A 21,358-nucleotide genomic window follows, 5' to 3' on the forward strand; every position below is an offset into this window, starting at 1 on the left:
AGCGGCGCCGATGGACGGCGCCCGATCTCAGAACGACTCGTCCGGACCGAGATAGCGCCACTGTCCGGGGGGCAATGCGCCGAGCATGACGTGACCCATCCGCACGCGCTTGAGGCCGACGACATGCAATCCAACCAGCTCGCACATACGACGAATCTGGCGCTTCTTGCCTTCACGCAGCACGAAGCGCAGTTGCTCGCCGTTTTGCCAGCTGACCATTGCGGGCTTGAGCGGCACGCCGTCCAGCTCGAGGCCGTGGCGCAATTGCGCAAGACGTTCCGGCGGGAAGTGGTGTTCGACGTCCGTTTCAACGTCGCCGTAGGCGACGCGCACCAGATATTCCTTGTCGATTTCCGAATGGCCGCCGATCAACTTCTTCGCGACGCGTCCGTCCTGCGTCAGCACCAGCAGGCCCGTCGAGTCGATGTCGAGGCGGCCCGCCGGCGCGAGCTGGCGCAGGTGCGCGACCGAGAAGCGCGTGTCCGTGTGATCGCCGTCCCAATGGTTCTCGGGTTTGACGAGCGTCACGGCCGGCTCGTAGCCATCTTCCGCCTGGCCCGACACGAAGCCGACCGGCTTGTGCACAAGGATCGTCACCAGCTTCATCTGCATGGCTTGCGCGGCGGGATCGATCTGGATGTCGGCGTCGGGGCGAACCTTCGTGCCGAGCGTATCGATGACGACGCCGTCGACGGTCACCCAGCCTTTCTCGATCCATTCGTCCGCTTCGCGGCGCGAGCACAGGCCGAGTTCGGACATCAGCTTCGACAGGCGCAGGTTCCCGGGCGCGTCGTTGTATTCGCCCTCGTCGCGATGCCGCGGGGCGGCCTCCGGGCGAGCCTTGCGCGCTGGTTTCGGGGCGGCGCGGTCGAATTGGGCTGGGCGGTCGAAGCTGTCGTCGAGCGAGCGCGGGTCGCGTTTTGCTTTCACGGCGCGCGGTGCGGCCTTGGGCGGCGCGTCGTCGGTGCGGCTCGCGTAGGCGCTTTTGACGGGCTTCGCGTAGGTGCGTTCGACGCGGGCTTCCGCGGCGTCGCTGCGTGGGCGGCGGTCGGTGGCGGCGTCGCGCCCGGCACCGAAGCGTGAGCGGGGCGATTCGCTGCGTTCGCGGGGTGCGCTGCGTTCGTTGCTCTCACGGGAGAAACGCGGAGCACTGCGGCGTTCGTCGCCTTCGCGCGGAGCGCGGGGTGCCCGGCGTTCGTCGCCATCACGCGGAGCGCGAGGCGCGCGGCGTTCGTCGCCATCGCGGGAGAAGCGCGGCGCGCTACGGCGTTCATCGCCTTCACGCGGGGCGCGAGGCGCGCGGCGTTCGTCGCCATCGCGGGAGAAGCGTGGTGCGCTGCGGCGTTCGTCACCCTCACGCGGAGCGCGGGGCGCGCGGCGTTCGTCACCATCACGGGAGAAGCGTGGTGCGCTACGGCGTTCGTCACCCTCACGCGGTGCGCGGGGTGCCCGGCGTTCGTCGCCATCGCGGGAGAAGCGTGGTGCGCTACGGCGTTCGTCACCCTCACGCGGTGCGCGAGGCGCGCGGCGTTCGTCGCCATCACGGGAGAAGCGCGGTGCGCTGCGGCGTTCGTCACCCTCACGCGGAGCGCGAGGTGCGCTACGGCGTTCGTCGCCTTCACGCGGTGCGCGAGGCCCACGGCGTTCGTCACTTTCACGCGCGAAACGTGGCGCGCGCTCCGCTGCGCCCGCCGAAGCGGCGCCACGCGAAGGACGATCCGACGGCGCGCGTCGTTCGGTCCGGTCACCCGTCGAGCGGCGTTCGAACGAACTGGAATCGCCGCGTTCGCGTGAACCCGTGCCCGCTGCACGCGCGGGCCGATCGCCGAAGCGCGGTGACGCGCCGTCACGCGCACCCGCCGGCTTGCCGGCAGGGCGCCTCGGTACTTCGCCGCTCGCCGTTGCGCCGCGGCGCGCCGTGCTTGCGCCCGCTGAGCCGGCGCCGCCGCGCGGCCCCGTTGAAGAAGCACCTTTGGCTGGGGCGGCGGGCCGCGTCGTCTTGCGTGCCGTCGTGCTGCCCGGACGCACAGGGGTGCGCTCGGACGAACTCGGCCGCGGATGCTTGGCTGTCAGTTTGACTCGCATGAAATCTCACACTGCGATCGCGCGCAGCAGCTCCGTTTCGACCTGGATTTGTCGTCGGTTGTCAGAGAGGCCGTGTCCGTCGAGTAGGAACACGTCCTCGACGCGTTCGCCGAGTGTATTGATCCGCGCCGCATGGACGCCGACCCGGTGCTCGGCCAGCACGCGCGCGATCGAATAAAGAAGGCCCGGCCGGTCGTTGGCCGACACGGACAGGATGTAATACTGGCCGCGCTCGTCGGCCCGCAGGTCGACGCGCGGCGTCACGGGGAACGTGCGCGACAGGCGCGACAAACGGCCCTTCGACGGTTCCGGCAACAGCGTGCCTTCCGCCCTCAGGCGTTCCGCCAGTTCCTGTTCGACCAGGTTGGCGATGTCGCGATAGTGGACGTCCTGCTCGGTATGCGCAACGAGGAAGTTGTCGAGCGCATAGCCGTGTCGGGTGGTGCTCACGCGCGCATCGAGCACGGACAGCGAATTGCGGTCGAAATACGCGCAGATGCCCGCGAACAGATCGGGACGGTCTTTCACGTAGACAAGCACCTGCAGCGCCTCGCCGATAGGCGAGGGCCGCGCGCGCACGATCGGCGTCTCCGTCTCGACATGACGGTGCAGCACGCGCGTTTGCCACGCGATGTCGGCGGCGTCGTGGCGCAGGAAGTAGCCGACGTCGAGCTTGTCCCACAGCGCGCGGTGCGCGTTCTCGGGCACCGTTTCGAGGCGCAGCAGCGCTAGCGCTTCTTCCTGGCGCTGCTTGAGTTCCGAATGCGCGTCCGGACGGGCACCGCCGAGCACGGCGAGCGTCGCACGGTACAGGTCTTCGAGCAGCTTGCCTTTCCACGTGTTCCAGACTTTCGGGCTGGTGCCGCGAATGTCGGCCACCGTCAGCAGATAGAGCGCCGTCAGGCGCCGCTCGGTGCCGACCAGATCGGCGAACCGCTTGATCACTTCCGGGTCGCTCGTGTCCTGCTTCTGGGCGACCTGGCTCATCGTCAGGTGATGCTGGACGAGCCAGACGATCAGCGAGGTGTCGTCGGTGGAAATGTCGTGCTCGCGACAGAAGCGGCGCGCGTCGGCCATGCCGAGGGTGGAGTGATCGCCGCCGCGGCCCTTCGCGATGTCGTGGAACAGCGCGGCCACGTACAGCACGTATGGCCGCTCGAAGTTCACGATCAGCTGGCTGCAGAACGGGTATTCGTGCGCGTGCTCGGCCACCGCGAAGCGCCGCATGTTCCGAAGCACCATCAGGATGTGCTGATCGACCGTATAGACGTGATACAGATCGTGCTGCATCTGTCCGACGATACGTCGGAAGTTCAGCAGATAGCGCCCAAGCACGCTGGTCTGGTTCATCAGACGCATCGCATGCGTGACGCCCTGCGGCTGTTTGAGGATTTCCATGAAGAGGCGCCGGTTTTCCGGATCGCGCCGCCAGCGGTGATCCATCTTGTCGCGCGCGTTGTACAGCGCGCGCAGCGTGCGCGCCGACAACCCTTTGACGCCGGGCGTCTCTTCATACAGCAGGAAGGCTTCGAGGATCGCGTTCGGCTCGCGCTCGAACACGTCGTCGCTGGCGATTTCCAGCATGCCCTGTTTCTCGACGAAACGATCGGACAACACACGCGTAATACCGCTCGTGCTAGGAAAAAGCTGCGCTTCGATGTTCTGGATCAGAATGGTCGACAGCTGCGTGACGGCTTTGGCGGCCCAGTAATAGCGGCGCATCAGCTGTTCGCTGGCGCGGCGCGTGGACGTGGCCTTGAAGCCGAAGCTCTCGGCGAGCGGATTCTGCAGGTCGAAGACCAGAATGTCCTGGCGACGCCCCGCCAGCACGTGCAGACGGGCGCGCAGCGCCTTCAGGAAGCCTTCGTTGCGGCGCAGTTCGCGTGCTTCACGGTCGGTGATCAGGCCGCGCGCGTCCAGTTCGCGCCAGCTGCTGCCGAAGCCCGCTGCCTGCGTGATCCACAGAATCAGTTGAAGGTCGCGCAGGCCGCCCGGACTTTCCTTGACGTTCGGTTCGAGCGAGTAAGGGGTGTCCTGGAATTTCGCGTGACGCTGGCGCATTTCCAGGACTTTCGCCTGAAAGAACGCGCGGGGATCGAGAGCGTCGCGGTAGCGCAGCGAAAAGCTCTCAAACAGCGTCGTGCTGCCGACGATACGCCGCGCTTCGAGCAGCGAAGTCTGCACGGTGACGTCATTGGCCGATTCCTCGATGCATTGCGACACCGTGCGTACGCTGCTGCCGAGTTCCAGCCCCAGATCCCACGCGAGCCCGATGAAGCGCTCGATGCGCGCTTCGAGATGTGCCACCGGCTCGTCGGGCAGCAGCACCAGAATGTCGATGTCGGAGTGGGGCGCGAGCTCGCCGCGCCCGTAGCCGCCGACGGCCAGCAGCGCCAGCGACGCAGGCAGTTCGCACGCGGCCCACGCGCCGCGCAGCGCGTCGTCGGTGATGCGCGCGAGCGCGTGCATCAACGTGTCGACATTGGTCGCAGTCTTGAAGCGATCGAGCAGCGGGGTCTTGGCCACCTTGTAGTCCGCCTTGAGAGACGTGGCATCGGAAAGGGCGACAGCGTGAACGCTACTCATAGGCGGCGGGTGGCGGGAAGAGGATCAGGCTGTGGCGGCGGCCGCGATCTGCGGGCGGGCGGGCGTGCCGGCGGAAACAGTCAGCACTTCGTAGCCGGTCGGCGTGACGAGAATGGTGTGCTCCCATTGCGCCGACAGGCTGCGGTCCTTCGTCTTGACTGTCCATTGGTCGGGCATCGTGCGGATGTCGCGGCGGCCAGCGTTGATCATCGGTTCGATCGTGAAGATCATGCCCGCCTGCAGTTCGATGCCCGTGCCGGGGCGGCCGTAATGCAACACCTGCGGATCGTCGTGGAAAACCTGGCCTATGCCATGGCCGCAATACTCGCGCACGACGCTGTAGCCGAGGCCTTCCGCATGCTTCTGGATGGCATGGCCGATGTCGCCGAGATGCGCGCCCGGGCGCACCTGCTCGATGCCGAGCCACATGCATTCGTACGTGGTCTGGACGAGGCGCTTCGCCATGATCGAGCCCTCGCCGACGATGAACATGCGGCTCGTATCGCCGTAGTAGCCGTTTTTGATAACGGTGACGTCGATATTGAGCGCGTCGCCGTTCTTCAGCGCCTTGTCGCCGGGGATGCCGTGGCAGATCACGTCGTTCACCGACGTGCAGACCGCCTTCGGAAACGGCGGATAGCCCGGCGGCTGGTAGTTCAGCGGCGCGGGAATCGTGCCCTGCACGTTCGTCATGTATTCGTGGCACAGACGGTCGAGTTCGCCCGTCGTGACGCCGGGTTTGACGAACGGCGTGATGTAGTCGAGCACCTCGCTCGCGAGCCGTCCGGCGATGCGCATCTGCGCGATATCGTCTTCGTTTTTGAGCGTAATAGCCATGAGTCGGGCCTGAAATGCGGTTTATCGTGTAATTATCGCACCTTATTCACGCGATCGCTGGAAATTGCGGGGCGCGAAGGTTGGCAGCGGCGCTTGCGGCGGGCGTTGCGCGCGGCCTTGCCGGGCGGCCGGGTTGCGCGCGAGCGGGGCGTTACGGTGCAACCCGCGGCGCAGATGGGGCCACCGGGCAGGTTGAGTCCTGCAATGCTCGCGTGCTATACTCTTTGGCTAAGTCAATCGTCAGTTTGAATATTCAGTATTCACCTCGACGGTGGGCTTCTTCGTGAGCGGTGTCGTGCATGCATAAACATGCGGCGCGGTTCGCGGAATTCGCAAGCCGGCGCACCCAGGGTGTTCGCGGCGTCAGGTCTTCCCGAAGCGGTGAAGGCGGCGCGGCGGATACGGCAGCCGGCTTAAGACCCAACCCTAGCGGAGATTTTCATGGCAGTTACCATGCGTCAAATGCTGGAAGCCGGTGTCCACTTCGGTCACCAGACGCGCTTCTGGAATCCCAAGATGGCCCCCTTCATCTTCGGCCATCGCAACAAGATTCACATCATCAATCTCGAAAAGACGCTGCCGATGTACAACGACGCGCTGAAGTACGTGCGTCAACTGGCAGCGAACCGCGGCACGATCCTGTTTGTCGGCACGAAGCGTCAATCGCGCGACACGATCGCTGAAGCAGCGCAACGCGCAGGCATGCCGTTCGTCAACGCGCGCTGGCTCGGCGGCATGCTGACCAACTTCAAGACGCTGAAGGTTTCGATCAAGCGCCTGAAGGACATGGAAGCAGCAGTCGAGGCAGGCGAGCTCGAAAAGATGAGCAAGAAGGAAGCGCTGCTGTTCGAACGCGAAATCGCCAAGCTGCAAAAGTCGATTGGCGGCGTGAAGGACATGGGCGGCATTCCTGATGCAATCTTCGTCGTCGACGTCGGCTATCACAAGATTGCCGTGACGGAAGCGAACAAGCTGGGCGTGCCCGTCATCGCCGTGGTCGATACGAACCACTCGCCCGAAGGCGTGGACTACGTGATCCCGGGTAACGACGACGCCAGCAAGGCTGTCGCGCTGTACACGCAAGGCGTGGCCGACGCGATCCTCGAAGGCCGTGCGAACGCGGTCAACGAAGTCGTGCAGGCTGTCCGCGGCACCGACGGCGACGAGTTCGTCGAGGTCAACGGGGAAGCGTAAAGCACCCTGTGTCCGGCAAAAAAGGGGGCTCTCTATAGTCCCCTTTTTTTTAGTCGCGACGATCTGAATGAGCGTGCCGCAACGGGCACGCGGCGGCGCCCGAAAAATGTGCGCTGCGCAGGAAACGAAATCCTGCCGCCGGCATCGAATGCGGGCGGCGTGTGACAGACAGACTCAAGGAGCGAATGATGGCGGCAATTACCGCAAGCATGGTGGCAGAACTGCGCGCGAAGACCGATGCGCCGATGATGGAATGCAAGAAGGCGCTGACGGAAGCCGACGGCGACATGGCGCGTGCGGAAGAACTGCTGCGCGTGAAGCTCGGCAACAAGGCCAGCAAGGCAGCGTCGCGCGTCACGGCTGAAGGCGTGATCGCTTCGTTCATCGAAGGCGGCGTCGGCGCGATCGTCGAGCTGAACTGCGAAACCGACTTCGTTTCGAAGAACGACGACTTCATCGGCTTCACGAAGCAGGTCGCCGAACTCATCGTCAAGCAAAACCCGGCTGACGTCGCTGCTCTGTCGGCACTGCCGCTGGAAGGCTCGACGGTCGACGCAGTGCGCTCGGCGCTGGTCGGCAAGATCGGTGAAAACCTGTCGATCCGCCGTTTCGCACGTTTCGAAACGTCGAACAAGCTGGCTGCGTACCTGCACGGCACGCGTATCGGCGTGCTGGTCGAGTACACGGGCGCGGACGAGCAGGTCGGCAAGGACGTCGCGATGCACATCGCGGCCATGAAGCCGGTTTCGCTGTCGTCGGACGACGTTCCCGCTGACCTCATCGCCAAGGAACGCAGCATCGCCGAACAGAAGGCTGCCGAATCGGGCAAGCCGGCTGAGATCGTCGCCAAGATGGTCGACGGCTCGGTGCAGAAGTACCTGAAGGAAGTGTCGCTGCTGAACCAGCCGTTCGTGAAGAACGACAAGCAGACGATCGAGCAGATGCTGAAGGCAGCGAACGCGAGCGTGCAGAAGTTTGCGCTGTTCGTGGTCGGCGAGGGCATCGAGAAGCGTCAGGACGACTTCGCGGCTGAAGTGGCTGCGCAAGTCGCTGCTGCAAAGCAACAATAAGCGTTATTTAAGTTTCACGCAGTACCGTTTGACCGCGGCGGAGCTGGACTTCGCCGCGGCCGGCAGCGCCTCCGGGCTGTGCGCGCGACAGGCGTTGCAGCCACCCGTTGGCAGGCCTCGATCAAAGGGTTGAGGCGCGTCAATTTGGCGGCGCTTGCCCGAACCCCTATTTCACCCCTACAGTTAGTTTCTTGTTGTTTGGCGGCTTTTTGCCCTGCTCAGCGCGACCCGGATATCTCTATGCCCACTGCCTATAAACGCGTCCTCCTCAAACTCTCTGGCGAAGCCCTGATGGGCGACGATGCATTCGGCATCAATCGTGCGACGATCGAAAGAATGGTGGCGGACGTGGCCGAGGTGGTGCGGCTCGGCACGCAACTGGCGGTGGTGATCGGCGGCGGCAATATCTTTCGTGGCGTCGCGGGCGGCGCGGCGGGCATGGACCGTGCAACGGCTGACTACATGGGCATGCTGGCCACGATGATGAACGCGCTGGCGCTGCAGGACGCAATGCGTCACGCCGGCATCGAGGCGCGCGTGCAGTCGGCGCTGCGCATGGACCAGGTGGTCGAGCCTTACATCCGCCCCCGCGCGATCCGCCAGCTGGAAGAAGGCAAGGTCGTGATCTTCGCGGCCGGCACGGGCAATCCGTTCTTCACGACCGACACGGCAGCTGCGCTGCGCGGCTCGGAAGTGGGCGCCGAAGTGGTGCTGAAGGCGACCAAGGTGGACGGTGTCTACTCGGCCGACCCGAAAAAAGACCCGTCGGCCACGCGCTATACGACGATCAGTTTCGACGAGGCGATCGGCCGCAATCTGCAAGTGATGGACGCCACGGCGTTCGCGCTGTGCCGCGACCAGAAGCTGCCGATCCGCGTGTTTTCGATCGTCAAGCCGGGCGCGCTCAAGCGCATCGTGCAGGGCGAGGACGAAGGCACGCTCGTCCACGTGTAAACTCTCTTTCACGTCTGTGGGCTTGAACGCGGGCTCAGGCTGCGCCTCGCGCGCTTATGGGCCCGCATCGTTTTGAAGGTTCGGAGGTTTAATCATGTCTGTGGCTGACACCAAGAAAGGCGCTGAGCAAAAGATGCAGCGCTCGATCGACGCGTTCAAGAACGATCTGTCGAAGATCCGCACGGGCCGTGCGCACACGGGCCTGCTCGATCACATCCAGGTCGATTACTACGGCTCGCCTGTGCCGATCTCGCAGGTCGCGAACCTGACGCTGATCGACGCGCGCACGATCGGCGTGCAACCGTGGGAAAAGAAGATGATCACGGTCGTCGAAAAGGCGATTCGCGAATCGGATCTGGGTCTGAACCCGGCGTCGCAAGGCGACGTGATCCGCGTACCGATGCCCGCGCTGACGGAAGAGCGCCGCCGCGAACTGACGAAGGTCGTCAAGAGCGAAGGCGAAACGGCCAAGGTGGCCGTGCGCAACCTGCGCCGCGACGCGAACGAAGCGCTGAAGAAGCTCGTGAAGGACAAGGAAATTTCGGAAGACGACGAGCGCCGTGGTAGCGAAGACATCCAGAAGTTGACGGACAAATTCGTGGCCGAAATCGACAAGCTCGTACAGACCAAGGAAGGCGAGATCATGACGGTTTGAGGACCTGGCGCATACCAGACCTCAAGACTTTCACTGATCATCGTTTCTTTCTTTGCAGCTTTACCCGACGGCCATGACCTATACAAGCTCAACCGTTCGCGTCCCTGACGTCTCAGCCGTACCGCGTCATATCGCGATCATCATGGACGGCAATGGCCGTTGGGCGACGCAACGCCGCCTGCCGCGCGTGGCGGGCCATACGCGCGGCGTCGACGCCGTGCGCGCAGCCGTCGAGGCGTGCGCGCGCCAGGGCGTCGAATATCTGACGCTGTTCGCATTCAGTTCGGAAAACTGGCGCCGTCCGACCGACGAAGTGTCGTTTCTGATGCGCCTGTTCGTGACCGCGCTAGAGCGAGAGATCGGCAAGCTGCACGCGAACGGCATCCGCCTGCGCGTGGTCGGCGATCTGTCGATGTTCGACAAGAAGATCCAGGATCTGATCGCGCGCGCCGAAACCAAGACGGCGCGCAACACACGCCTCACGCTTACCATCGCCGCGAACTACGGCGGCCGCTGGGACATCATGCAGGCCACGCGCAAGCTGGTCGAGCAGTCGGTGGCGGCGGGGCGTTCCGTCGAGGTGAACGAAGACGCCTTCGCCGAGCACCTCGCGATGGCCTACGCGCCCGAGCCGGATCTGTTCATCCGCACGGGCGGCGAGCAGCGCATCAGCAACTTCCTGCTGTGGCAGCTCGCCTACACCGAGTTCTACTTCACCGATACCTATTGGCCGGATTTCGACGCCGACGCGCTCGGCCGCGCCATTGGTTCGTACACGGGGCGCGAGCGGCGCTTCGGACGCACGAGCGCGCAGCTCGAGCCGCAATCGCAAAACGTCGATTCGCTTCCATGCTAAAAACCCGTGTCATCACGGCGATCGTCCTGCTGGCCATTCTTCTGCCTGTCACGCTTTGGGCGCCGATCGGCGGCTTTGGTGCGCTGATCGCGTTCGTCGTCGTGTTTGCCGCGTGGGAATGGGCGCGGCTTCTGAAGCTGCCGGGCGCCGGTCCCGTCATCTACGCGATCGTCGCCGCGCTGGCGCTGGTCGCCAGCACGAAGCTCGGCACGGGCGTCACGGCGCCTCGCCCGCTGTTCGAGGCTTCATCAATCTTCTGGATATTCGCCGGCCCGTTCGTGCTGCTGCGCAAGCCGACGCTCTCGCAGGGCGCATGGCGGCCGTTCCTGCTGCTGGCGGGCGTGGTCGTGTTCGCCGCCTGCTGGCATGCGCTCGTCGCGGCGCGGATGGCGGGCGTGCCGTTCGTGCTTTCCCTGCTGCTGGTGGTCTGGTTGGCCGATATCGGCGCATACTTTGCGGGTAAGGCGTTTGGAAAGCACAAACTCGCGCCGTCGATCAGTCCCGGCAAGACCTGGGAAGGCGCGATCGGCGGGTGGCTGGCCGTGATGATCGTCGCGGCGCTCGCTGTCATCACGCATGCCTTTGCGCCGACCCTGTTTTCCGCGCTGCTCGACCGTCTGGGCACCGCTCGTGCGTTCGCTACGCTGACCTTGCTGGTCGTGTTCAGCGTGGTGGGCGATCTGTTCGAATCGATGCTCAAGCGCCAGGCCGGCGTAAAGGATTCGAGCAATCTGCTGCCGGGTCACGGCGGCGTGCTCGACCGCATCGACGCTTTGTTGCCGGTGCTGCCGCTTGCGATGCTCGTGTTGTCGTAGCCATCGGCTAGAGAAAGAGATATGCAAAAACGAATTAGTTTGCTCGGTTCTACGGGCTCGATCGGAGACAGCACGCTCGACGTCGTCGCGCGTCATCCTGAGCGCTTCTCGGTGTATGCGCTGACGGCGCACCGCAATGGCGACAAGCTCGTCGAGCAATGCCTGCGCTTTCAGCCCGAAGTCGCCGTGGTCGGCGACGCCGATACGGCCGCGAGCGTGGCCGCGAAACTGCGCGCAGCGGGCTGCAAGACCGAGGTGACTTACGGTACGCAGGCCTTGGTCGATGTGTCGAAGAGCGACGGCTGCGACACCGTGGTCGCGGCGATCGTCGGCGCGGCGGGCCTCGAGCCGAGTCTTGCGGCGGCGCGCGCGGGCAAGCGCATCCTGCTCGCCAACAAGGAAGCGCTGGTGATGTCGGGCGCGATCTTCATGGACGCCGTGCGCGACAACGGCGCGATCCTGCTGCCCGTCGACAGCGAGCACAACGCGATCTTCCAGTGCCTGCCGCGTGAATCGGCGCTGCATGGCGGCGTGTCGAAGATCATCCTGACGGCGTCGGGCGGCCCATTCCGCACGCGCGAGCCCTCCAGCCTCGGCGACGTCACGCCGGAAGAGGCATGCAAGCACCCGAACTGGGTGATGGGCCGCAAGATTTCCGTCGATTCCGCGACGATGATGAACAAGGGCCTCGAAGTCATCGAGGCGCATTGGCTGTTCAATCTCCCGGGCGACCGCATCGAGGTGCTGATTCACCCGCAGAGCGTGATTCACTCGCTCGTGTCGTACGCGGACGGTTCGGTGCTCGCGCAACTGGGCAACCCGGACATGCGCACGCCCATCGCGCACGCACTGGCGTTCCCGGATCGCGTCGATTCCGGCGTCGCGCAACTCGATCTCGCGCAGATCGCTCAACTGTCGTTCGAAAAGCCCGATTACACGCGCTTCCCGTGTCTCGCGCTGGCGATGAAGGCGCTGGCCGAGGGCGGCGTCGCAAGCGCAGCGCTGAATGCGGCGAACGAGATCGCCGTCGAGGCATTCCTGACGCGCCGCATCGGCTTCATGGCGATCGCCCAGGTCGTCGATGCCGTGCTGAACGCATTGCCCAACCGCGAGGCATCGAGCCTCGCCGATGTGGTCGACGCCGACGCCGCTGCGCGACGCGCCGCCCACGCTTTCATCGACGGTCTGCCGGCGGGCGCCCGCCTTACGGAACGCGCCGTCCAGTGAGGCGTTTATGAACCTGCTGATCGAAGTGGTCGCCTTCGCAGTCGCGATTGGCGTACTGGTGGTCGTCCATGAGTATGGCCACTACAGCATCGCGCGCCTGTGCGGCGTCAAGGTGTTGCGTTTTTCGATCGGCTTCGGCAAGCCGCTCGCGCGCTGGGTCAGCAAGAAGACGGGAACCGAGTGGACCATCGCGGCGCTGCCGCTCGGCGGCTACGTCAAGATGCTCGACGAGCGCGAAGAGGGCGCGCCCATCGAGCCCGCCGATTTACCGCGTGCGTTCAACCGTCAGTCGGTCGGCAAGCGCATTGCAATCGTGGCGGCGGGCCCGATCGCCAACTTCATTCTTGCTGTCGTGCTGTTCGCCGCCGTGTTCGCGACGGGCGTCACCGAGCCCGCGGCGATCGTCGCGGCGCCCGCTGTCGAAACGGCCGCCGCGCGCGCGGGCTTTGACGGCGGCGAGACGGTGGTGGCCGTGCGCGATGCGAATGCGGGCGAATCGGAACCCGTGCGCTCGTGGTCCGATCTGCGCTGGAAGCTGCTGGGCGCTGCGTTCGACCACAAACGCGTCGTGCTGACCGCGAAGGACACGCACGGCACGTTCGACTTCCCGCTCGACTTGCAGAATCTTTCCGACAAGGAAGTCGATGACGATTTCATGTCGCGCCTCGGTTTCGAACCGGGCGGCGGGACGTTGTCGGTGGCGGGCGTGCAGCCGGGCAGCGCGGCCTTGCAGGCGGGGCTGCAGGCGGGCGACCGGATTCGCGCTGTTGACGGCCATCCCGCCGACAACGCGACCACCTTCATCAACTACATCAAGTCGCACGCGGGCAAGCCGATCGTGCTGCAGATCGAGCGCGGCGCGAAGAACCAGCAGACGGGTGCATTACAGAATCTAACCATCGTGCCGGGCGCACAGCGCGACGAAACGACCGGGCAACCCATCGGCCGGATCGGCGCCGAGCTCGCCACCCAGGTGCCGTCCATCGACGTCCGCTATGGTCCCGTCGACAGCGTGCGGCTCGGCGCGCATCGTACGTGGGACCTTGCTGTGTACTCCGTGCGGATGTTCGGCAGGATGATCGTCGGCGAAGCGTCGCTGAAGAATCTGTCCGGTCCCGTGACCATTGCGGACTATGCAGGCAAGAGCGCGAGACTCGGTCCGTCAGCATTCCTGTCGTTCCTTGCGCTTGTCAGCATAAGCCTCGGCGTGCTCAACCTTTTACCAATACCGGTATTGGACGGGGGGCATCTGTTATATTATCTGGTTGAAGCTGTTACCGGCAAAGCCGTATCGGATCGCTGGCAGCTCGTTCTTCAAAGAGCGGGACTGGCTTGTATCGTCGCCTTGTCGGCGATCGCGCTGTTCAACGATCTTGCGCGTTTAATCCATTTTTAAAGTGTCTGGCGGCGTACGATGGCGCCCGCCTGACCTGATGCAGCTATACACACTGGGGAAGCACGTTGTTTAAACCTCATCGCTTTGTTCCAAAGACGGTTGTAGCCGCGGCAATCGCCGCGCATGGGCTGGCAGCTCACGCGACGACACCTTTTGTGGTGAAAGACATTCGGATCGAAGGGCTGCAACGCGTAGAACCCGGCACGGTGTTCTCCTATCTTCCCATCAAGCAAGGCGATACGTTTTCCGACGAAAAGGCTTCCGAAGCCATTCGCGCGCTGTATGCGACGGGTTTCTTCAACGACGTGAAGATCGCCACAGAAGGCGACGTCGTGGTGGTTCAGGTGCTCGAGCGTCCCGCCATCGGCACGATCGACTTCTCCGGCCTGCACGAGTTCGAGAAGGACAACCTGATCAAGGCGCTGCGTGCCGTTGGCCTCTCCCAGGGCCGCTATTACGACAAGGCGCTCGTCGACAAGGCCGAACAGGAATTGAAGCGCCAGTATCTGACGCGCGGTTTCTACGCAGCTGAAGTCACGACTACGATCACGCCGATCGATCGCAACCGTGTTGCGGTCCTGTTCGCCGTGATCGAAGGTCCGAGCGCGAAGATCCGCCAGATCAACTTCATCGGCAACAAGGCTTTCAGCACGGGCACGCTGCGCGACGAAATGCAGCTGTCCACGCCGAACTGGTTCTCGTGGTACACGAAGAACGACCTGTATTCGAAAGAAAAGCTCACGGGCGACCTCGAGAACGTCCGCTCGTACTACCTGAATCGCGGCTATCTCGAGTTCAACATCGAGTCGACGCAGGTGTCGATCACGCCCGACAAGAAGGACATGTATCTGACGGTGACGCTGCACGAAGGCGAGCCGTACACGATCAACAGCATCAAGCTCGCGGGCAATCTGCTCGACCGCGAAGCCGAGCTGAACAAGCTGATCAAGATCAAACCGGGCGACAAGTTCTCTGCTGAAAAACTGCAGGCCACGACCAAGGCGATCGTCGACAAGCTCGGCGAATACGGCTACGCGTTCGCGACCGTGAACGCGCTGCCGCAGATCGACCAGGAGCATCACAAGGTCGACCTGACGCTGCAGGTCGATCCGAGCCGCCGCGTGTACGTGCGCCGCATCAACGTGGTGGGCAACACGCGTACGCGCGACGAAGTCGTGCGCCGGGAAATGCGCCAGCTCGAAAGCTCGTGGTTCGATTCGAACCGGCTGGCATTGTCGAAGGACCGTATCAACCGTCTGGGCTACTTCACGGACGTGGACGTGACGACGATTCCCGTCGAAGGCACGCCGGACCAGGTGGACGTCGACGTGAAGGTCGCCGAAAAGCCGACGGGCGCGATCACGCTGGGCGCGGGCTTCTCGTCGACGGACAAGGTGGTGCTGTCGGCGGGCGTGTCGCAGGACAACGTGTTCGGTTCGGGCACGAGCCTCTCGGTGAACGTGAACACCGCGAAGACGTACCGCACGTTGACGGTCACGCAGGTCGACCCGTATTTCACGGTCGACGGCATCAAGCGCATCACCGACGTCTACTACCGCACGTACGAGCCGCTGTACTACTCGACGGATTCGAGCTTCCGTATCGTCACGATGGGTGGCGACCTGAAGTTCGGCATTCCGTTCTCGGAAGTGGACACGGTGTATTTCGGCGCGGGCTTCGAGCAGAATACGCTCGACGTCGATGCGAACACGCCGCAGGCCTACAAGAACTACGTGCAGGACTTCGGCCGCGTGTCGAACAACGTGCCGCTGACGGTCGGCTGGTCGCGCGATGCGCGTGACAGCGCGCTGGTGCCGAGCCGCGGTTACTTCACGCAGGCCAATGCCGAATACGGCACGCCGATCGGCGGCACCGAGTATTACAAGGCTGACTTGCAGGCGCAGTACTATTACTCGTTCTCGCGCGGCTTCGTGATCGGCTTCAACGTGCAGGGCGGTTACGGCAACGGCATCGGCAACGCGTACCCGATCTTCAAGAACTACTACGCGGGCGGTATCGGCTCGGTCCGGGGTTATGAACCGAGCTCGCTGGGTCCGCGCGACAAGGTCACGAACGACCCGATCGGCGGCAACAAGATGTTCGTCTCCAACATCGAACTCACGTTCCCGCTGCCGGGCACGGGCTATGACCGCACGCTGCGTGTGTTCACCTTCCTCGACGCCGGTAACGTCTGGGGCGATGCGCGTCAGGGCGGCGACACGACGGTCGGTTCGAACGGCTTGCGTTACGGTTATGGTGTCGGTCTCGCGTGGATTTCGCCGATCGGGCCGCTCAAGCTGTCGCTGGGCTTCCCGCTCCAGAAACATACGGGCGACCAGTATCAGAAGTTCCAGTTCCAGATCGGTACGGCGTTCTGATTGCGCGCACCGGAACTGGAACCCCTTACAGCATCGAGAGGATGACTTTGCTAACTGGTATGTTTTCGAAACGTGTGGCGTGTGCAATGGTGCTTGCCATGACGCTCGGCGTTGGCGCGGCGAATGCCGCGCTGGCGCAGGAAGCGCGAATCGCCGCGGTGAATTCGGATCGCATCCTGCGTGAATCGGCGGCGGCGAAAGCGGCGCAGACCAAGCTCGAAGCGGAGTTCGCGAAGCGCGACAAGGACCTGCAGGACATGGCGCAGCGTCTGAAGTCGCTGTCCGACTCGCTCGACAAGAACGGCGCGTCGCTGGCGCCGGCCGACCGCGCGCAAAAACAGCGCGACCTGTCGCAGCTCGACACGGATTTCCAGCGCAAGCAGCGGGAATTCCGCGAAGACCTGAACCAGCGCCGCAATGAAGAACTGGCGGCCGTGCTGGATCGCGCGAACAAGGTCATCAAGCAGATCGCCGAGCAGCAACACTACGATCTGATCGTGCAGGAGGCCGTCTACGTCAGCCCGCGTATCGACATCACCGACCAGGTGCTGAAGGCGCTGGCCGCATCGGGCAACTGAAGCCGGGCCGGACGGCGCCCACGCCAGCCGTCCGGCGCCAAACCCCTGGCGCGCGCGAGAAGTGCACGACGCGCGCAAGTTGGGCAACTGAACAGCAGGAGCAGTACACGCATGGCATTCACGCTCGAGGAGATCGTCCAGCAGTTCGGCGGAGAGATCGTCGGCGATCGCGCGCACCGCGTCAGCAATCTGGCGCCGCTCGATCAGGCTGGCCCCGATCAACTGGCGTTTCTCGCCAACCCGAAGTATCTGGCGCAAGTCGAGACGACGCGCGCGGGCGCGGTGCTGATCAACGCGGCGGATCTGGAGAAGGTGACGTCGCGCGACGCTCGTAATTTCATCGTCACGCCGAATCCGTACGCTTACTTCGCGCGCCTCGCGCAGGCCTTCATCGACATGGCGTCGCCGAAGGCGAAGCCTGGCGTGCATCCGAGCGCGACCATCGACCCGTCGGCGCAGATCGCCGCGAGCGCCGTGATCGGCCCGAACGTGACGGTCGAAGCGGGCGCGTCGATCGGCGAGAAGGTGCGCCTCGACGCGAACGTATTCGTCGGTCGTGGCACGCAGATCGCGGCGGGCTCGCATCTGTATCCGAACGTCGCCGTGTACCACGGCTGCAAGATCGGCGAGCGCGTAATCATTCACGCGGGCGCCGTGATCGGCTCGGACGGCTTCGGCTTCGCGCCGGACTTCGTCGGCGAAGGCGATGCGCGTACGGGCAGCTGGGTCAAGATCCCGCAGGTTGGCGGCGTGTCGATCGGACCGGACGTCGAAATCGGCGCAAATACCACGATCGACCGCGGCGCGATGGCCGATACTGTCATCGAAGAATGCGTGAAGATCGACAACCTCGTGCAGATCGGCCATAACTGCAAGATCGGCGCCTACACGGTGATTGCCGGTTGCGCGGGCATTGCGGGCAGCACCACAATCGGCCGCCACTGCATGATCGGCGGCGCGGTCGGCATTGCCGGCCACGTCACCCTGGCCGACTACGTGATCGTCACGGCAAAGTCGGGTGTATCGAAGTCGCTTCTGAAGCCCGGCATGTACACGAGCGCATTCCCGGCCGTCGATCACGCCGACTGGAACAGGAGTGCCGCGTTGATGCGCAACCTCGACAAGTTGCGCGATCGCATCAAGGCGCTCGAAGCCGCAGTCGCCAGCGCCTCCGGAGACAAGGCGTAAGGATCGCCGGCATCATCGGCACGACCGGAAGGAAACGCCGGCGCGCGCGGCCCCCGGATCGCGCGCAGCCGGAACAGGAACGGGCGGCAGGGCGCGTCGTCATCAATCAGGCCCTTGCACCCAGCATTCGAAGTCATCATCGCGCAACCCCCGCGTGAGCAGAAACACCATGAGCACCGAAAAAATCAATCTCGACATTCACAAGATTCTCACGCTGCTGCCGCACCGCTATCCGATCCTGCTGGTCGATCGGGTGCTCGAACTCGAGCCGCACAAGAGCATCAAAGCGCTGAAGAATGTGTCGATCAACGAACCGTACTTCATGGGTCACTTCCCGAAGCGCCCGGTTATGCCTGGCGTGCTGATTCTGGAAGCGCTCGCGCAGACGGCAGCGCTCCTGACCTTCGCGGAAGAGCCGCACGATCCCGACAACACGCTGTATCTGTTCGTCGGCATCGACAATGCGCGCTTCAAGCGGGTCGTCGAGCCGGGCGACCAGTTGATCCTGAACGTCACGTTCGAGCGCCATATGCGCGGCATCTGGAAGTTCAAGGCGCGCGCGGAAGTGGACGGCCAGGTGGCTGCCGAAGCCGACCTGATGTGCGCGGTGCGCCAGACGGACAGCGAGTGATGCCGGCGGCCGGGCAGCCGTGAGCGGCGTGTCCGGGCACGCGCGAGGCAGAACCATCGAAACCTTGAGCGGTCACAAAACGGGTTGCATCGTGACCGCTTCAACGCGTCGGATGACGCCGCAGCGTCATCGGCGGTATGTAACTGATACGCGGAAATACTAGCGAGGGCGCATGAGCAGGATTCATCCTACTGCGATCATCGAGTCGGGCGCGCAGCTCGACGAATCGGTCGAAATCGGACCGTACGCCATTGTCGGCGCGCACGTCACGATCGGCGCACGTACGACCATCGGTTCGCACAGCGTGATCGAAGGTCACACGACGATCGGCGAAGACAACCGGATCGGTCACTACGCATCGGTCGGCGGGCGTCCGCAGGACATGAAGTACAGGGACGAGCCGACGCGGCTCGTGATCGGCAATCGCAACACGATCCGCGAGTTCACCACGATCCACACGGGCACCGTGCAGGACAAGGGCGTCACGTCGCTCGGCGACGACAATTGGATCATGGCCTACGTGCATATCGGCCACGACTGCCAGATCGGCAGCAACGTGATCCTGTCGAGCAACGCGCAGATGGCGGGTCACGTGATCATCGGCGATCACGCGATCGTCGGCGGCATGTCGGGCGTGCATCAGTTCGTGCGGATCGGCGCGCATTCCATGCTCGGTGGCGCGTCGGCGCTCGTGCAGGACATTCCGCCGTTCGTGATCGCGGCGGGCAACAAGGCGGAGCCGCACGGCATCAACGTCGAAGGGCTGCGCCGTCGCGGCTTTTCACCGGATGCGATTTCGGCACTGCGCTCGGCCTACCGTCTGCTGTACAAGAACGGTCTGTCGCTCGAAGAGGCAAAAGTGCAGTTGCGCGAACTCGCAGCGGCGGGCGGCGACGGCGACGAGCCGGTGCGCGCGCTCGTCGAATTCGTCGAGCAGTCGCAGCGCGGCATCATCCGCTAACCGATGCCGTTGCCTACCAGTCCGCTGCGGCTCGCAATGGTGGCCGGCGAGCCGTCGGGCGATCTGCTGGCGGCTTCGTTGCTGGACGGGCTCGCCGCCCGTCTGCCCGACACCACACAGTACTTCGGCATTGGCGGCCCGCGCATGATCGCGAAGGGCTTCGACGCGCATTTTCCGATGGAAAAGCTGTCGGTGCGCGGCTACGTCGAAGCGCTGAAGCACATTCCCGAGATTCTCGGCATTCGCAACGAACTGAAGCGCCAGTTGCTGGCCGAGCCGCCGTCCGCCTTTATCGGCGTCGATGCGCCCGACTTCAACTTCGGCCTCGAGCATCCGTTGCGCGACGCGGGCATACCGACCATTCACTTCGTCTGCCCATCCATCTGGGCGTGGCGCGGCGGCCGCATCAAGAAGATCGTCAAGGCCGTCGATCACATGCTGTGCGTGTTCCCGTTCGAAAAGGCGCTGCTCGAGAAATCGGGCGTGAAGGCGACCTATGTCGGTCATCCGCTCGCTGACGAGATCCCGCTCGAACCAGACACGGCAGGCGCGCGCCGCGTGCTCGGGCTGCCCGAAAGCGGCCCGGTGATCGCCGTGCTGCCGGGCAGCCGGCGCTCGGAAATCTCACTGATCGGCCCGACGTTCTTCGACGCGATGGAACTGATGTTGCAGCGCGAGCCGGGCGTGCGTTTCGTCATGCCGGCCGCGACGCCGGCGCTGCGCGAACTGCTCAAGCCGCTCGTCGAAGCGCATCCGAAGCTGCCGTTGACGCTGACGGACGGCAACGCGCAGATCGCCATGACGGCCGCCGACGCGATTCTCGTGAAAAGCGGCACGGTCACGCTGGAAGCGGCGCTGCTGAAAAAGCCGATGGTGATCTCGTACAAGGTGCCCTGGCTCACGGGGCAGATCATGCGCCGGCAGGGTTATCTGCCGTACGTCGGCTTGCCGAATATTCTGGCCGGCCGTTTCGTCGTGCCGGAAATCCTGCAGCACTTCGCGACGCCCGAAGCGCTGGCGGATGCCACGCTGACCCAGTTGCGCGACGACGCAAACCGGCGCACGCTGACGGAAATTTTCACCGAGATGCATCACGTGCTCAGGCAAAACACCGCGCAGCGGGCTGCGGAAGCGGTCGTCGCCGTCATCGAAGCGCGCCGGGGGCGTCCATGACCCGCGCGACGGGCGGGGCTGCGCCGCGCCGCAAAGCGTCGGCGAACAAAGCGGACCAGGGCGGCCTCGATTTTTCGTCGCCGGAAGACGTCATTTGCGGCGTCGACGAAGCGGGGCGCGGTCCGCTGGCCGGACCCGTGGTTGCTGCCGCCGTGATCCTCGATCCGTCGAAGCCGCGCATTCGCGGCCTCGACGATTCCAAGGCGCTGACGGCGAAAAAGCGCGACGAACTCTACGAGAAGATCATCGAGCGTTCGCTTGCGTATTGCGTCGCGTCGGCTTCCGTGGAAGAAATCGATTCGCTGAACATCCTGCACGCAACCATGCTCGCGATGAAGCGCGCAGTCGAAGGGCTAAAGGTCACGCCGACGCTGGCGAAGATCGACGGCAACCGTTGTCCGACGCTGAGCATTCGCAGCGAGGCGATCATCAGCGGCGACGCGCTGGTGCCGTGCATTTCGGCCGCGTCGATTCTCGCGAAAGTCACGCGCGACCGGATGCTGCTCGAACTGCATCAGATGTTCCCGGTATATGGCTTCGATGCACACGCCGGCTACGGCACGCCGCAGCATCTGACGGCGCTGCGCGAGCATGGTCCGTGCGAGCATCACCGGCGCTCGTTCGCGCCCGTGCGTGAAGCGCATGTGCGGCTCGGCACCGCCATTGGTTTGCAGGAAGGGGCGATCGTCATGCCGCCCGCAGCCGCCGACACAGCATTCCTCGCCGACGACAGCGCGCCGTTCTGACGCCACGCAAAACACGATCAAGCGCCTG

The 21,358-nt window shown here is 64.3% G+C and carries 18 protein-coding genes; 15 read left to right on the forward strand and 3 right to left on the reverse strand.

What is annotated here, in order from left to right; translation table 11 throughout:
* Positions 1-27 precede the first annotated feature (27 nt).
* From KFO72_RS10570 to map, 3 genes are read right to left on the reverse strand one after another with little or no spacing between them, the layout of a single operon-like run.
* Positions 28-2,085 carry a pseudouridine synthase gene (locus KFO72_RS10570; protein WP_225031999.1) on the reverse strand — a complete coding sequence of 686 codons (2,058 nt, stop codon included), beginning with the start codon at positions 2,083-2,085 and terminating at the stop codon, positions 28-30.
* A 6-nt stretch (positions 2,086-2,091) separates the two neighbouring features.
* Positions 2,092-4,671: a [protein-PII] uridylyltransferase gene (locus KFO72_RS10575; RefSeq protein WP_225032000.1), complete on the reverse strand. Its 2,580-nt coding sequence runs from the start codon at positions 4,669-4,671 to the stop codon at positions 2,092-2,094.
* Between the two features lie 24 nt (positions 4,672-4,695).
* The gene (map, locus tag KFO72_RS10580) at positions 4,696-5,508 is read right to left on the reverse strand and encodes a type I methionyl aminopeptidase (RefSeq protein WP_054934471.1); all 813 of its coding nucleotides are present in this window, start codon (positions 5,506-5,508) and stop codon (positions 4,696-4,698) included.
* 441 nt (positions 5,509-5,949) lie between these two features.
* Here map and rpsB point away from each other — a divergent pair, with 441 nt between their 5' ends.
* The 15 genes from rpsB (at position 5,950) to rnhB (ending at position 21,330) form a co-directional block, all read left to right on the forward strand.
* A complete protein-coding gene (gene rpsB, locus KFO72_RS10585; RefSeq protein WP_054934472.1) occupies positions 5,950-6,702 on the forward strand; it encodes a 30S ribosomal protein S2 in 753 nt (250 codons plus the stop codon).
* 188 nt (positions 6,703-6,890) lie between these two features.
* On the forward strand, positions 6,891-7,772 hold the full coding sequence (gene tsf, locus KFO72_RS10590) for a translation elongation factor Ts (protein WP_054934477.1): 882 nt from the start codon (positions 6,891-6,893) through the stop codon (positions 7,770-7,772).
* Between the two features lie 240 nt (positions 7,773-8,012).
* A complete protein-coding gene (gene pyrH, locus KFO72_RS10595) occupies positions 8,013-8,726 on the forward strand; it encodes a UMP kinase (RefSeq protein WP_012400732.1) in 714 nt (237 codons plus the stop codon).
* Between the two features lie 94 nt (positions 8,727-8,820).
* Positions 8,821-9,381, forward strand: coding sequence for a ribosome recycling factor (frr, locus tag KFO72_RS10600; RefSeq protein ID WP_054934473.1), 561 nt, complete (start codon positions 8,821-8,823; stop codon positions 9,379-9,381).
* 73 nt (positions 9,382-9,454) lie between these two features.
* Positions 9,455-10,237 (forward strand): polyprenyl diphosphate synthase, encoded by a 783-nt coding sequence (uppS, locus tag KFO72_RS10605; RefSeq protein WP_054934474.1) that lies wholly within the window; start codon positions 9,455-9,457, stop codon positions 10,235-10,237.
* A complete protein-coding gene (locus KFO72_RS10610; RefSeq protein WP_225032001.1) occupies positions 10,231-11,052 on the forward strand; it encodes a phosphatidate cytidylyltransferase in 822 nt (273 codons plus the stop codon). Before uppS ends, KFO72_RS10610 begins: the two co-directional genes overlap by 7 nt.
* A 21-nt stretch (positions 11,053-11,073) precedes the next feature.
* Complete coding sequence (locus KFO72_RS10615; protein ID WP_054934476.1) at positions 11,074-12,279, forward strand: 1-deoxy-D-xylulose-5-phosphate reductoisomerase; 1,206 nt, start codon at positions 11,074-11,076, stop codon at positions 12,277-12,279.
* A 7-nt stretch (positions 12,280-12,286) separates the two neighbouring features.
* The gene (gene rseP, locus KFO72_RS10620; RefSeq protein WP_060602707.1) at positions 12,287-13,675 is read left to right on the forward strand and encodes an RIP metalloprotease RseP; all 1,389 of its coding nucleotides are present in this window, start codon (positions 12,287-12,289) and stop codon (positions 13,673-13,675) included.
* A gap of 65 nt (positions 13,676-13,740) precedes the next feature.
* Positions 13,741-16,053, forward strand: coding sequence for an outer membrane protein assembly factor BamA (gene bamA, locus KFO72_RS10625; protein WP_225032002.1), 2,313 nt, complete (start codon positions 13,741-13,743; stop codon positions 16,051-16,053).
* Between the two features lie 41 nt (positions 16,054-16,094).
* The gene (locus tag KFO72_RS10630) at positions 16,095-16,631 is read left to right on the forward strand and encodes an OmpH family outer membrane protein (RefSeq protein WP_176052539.1); all 537 of its coding nucleotides are present in this window, start codon (positions 16,095-16,097) and stop codon (positions 16,629-16,631) included.
* A gap of 111 nt (positions 16,632-16,742) precedes the next feature.
* On the forward strand, positions 16,743-17,819 hold the full coding sequence (gene lpxD / locus KFO72_RS10635) for a UDP-3-O-(3-hydroxymyristoyl)glucosamine N-acyltransferase (protein ID WP_060601273.1): 1,077 nt from the start codon (positions 16,743-16,745) through the stop codon (positions 17,817-17,819).
* A 169-nt stretch (positions 17,820-17,988) separates the two neighbouring features.
* Positions 17,989-18,450, forward strand: coding sequence for a 3-hydroxyacyl-ACP dehydratase FabZ (gene fabZ / locus KFO72_RS10640; RefSeq protein ID WP_035990836.1), 462 nt, complete (start codon positions 17,989-17,991; stop codon positions 18,448-18,450).
* A 172-nt stretch (positions 18,451-18,622) separates the two neighbouring features.
* Positions 18,623-19,411 (forward strand): acyl-ACP--UDP-N-acetylglucosamine O-acyltransferase, encoded by a 789-nt coding sequence (lpxA, locus tag KFO72_RS10645; protein ID WP_054934479.1) that lies wholly within the window; start codon positions 18,623-18,625, stop codon positions 19,409-19,411.
* 3 nt (positions 19,412-19,414) lie between these two features.
* The gene (gene lpxB, locus KFO72_RS10650; protein ID WP_054934480.1) at positions 19,415-20,584 is read left to right on the forward strand and encodes a lipid-A-disaccharide synthase; all 1,170 of its coding nucleotides are present in this window, start codon (positions 19,415-19,417) and stop codon (positions 20,582-20,584) included.
* Positions 20,581-21,330: a ribonuclease HII gene (gene rnhB / locus KFO72_RS10655; RefSeq protein WP_107200943.1), complete on the forward strand. Its 750-nt coding sequence runs from the start codon at positions 20,581-20,583 to the stop codon at positions 21,328-21,330. Before lpxB ends, rnhB begins: the two co-directional genes overlap by 4 nt.
* The last annotated feature ends 28 nt before the right edge of the window (positions 21,331-21,358 follow it).

The organism is Paraburkholderia sp. XV (assembly GCF_020177535.1).
Classification (GTDB): domain Bacteria; phylum Pseudomonadota; class Gammaproteobacteria; order Burkholderiales; family Burkholderiaceae; genus Paraburkholderia; species Paraburkholderia caribensis.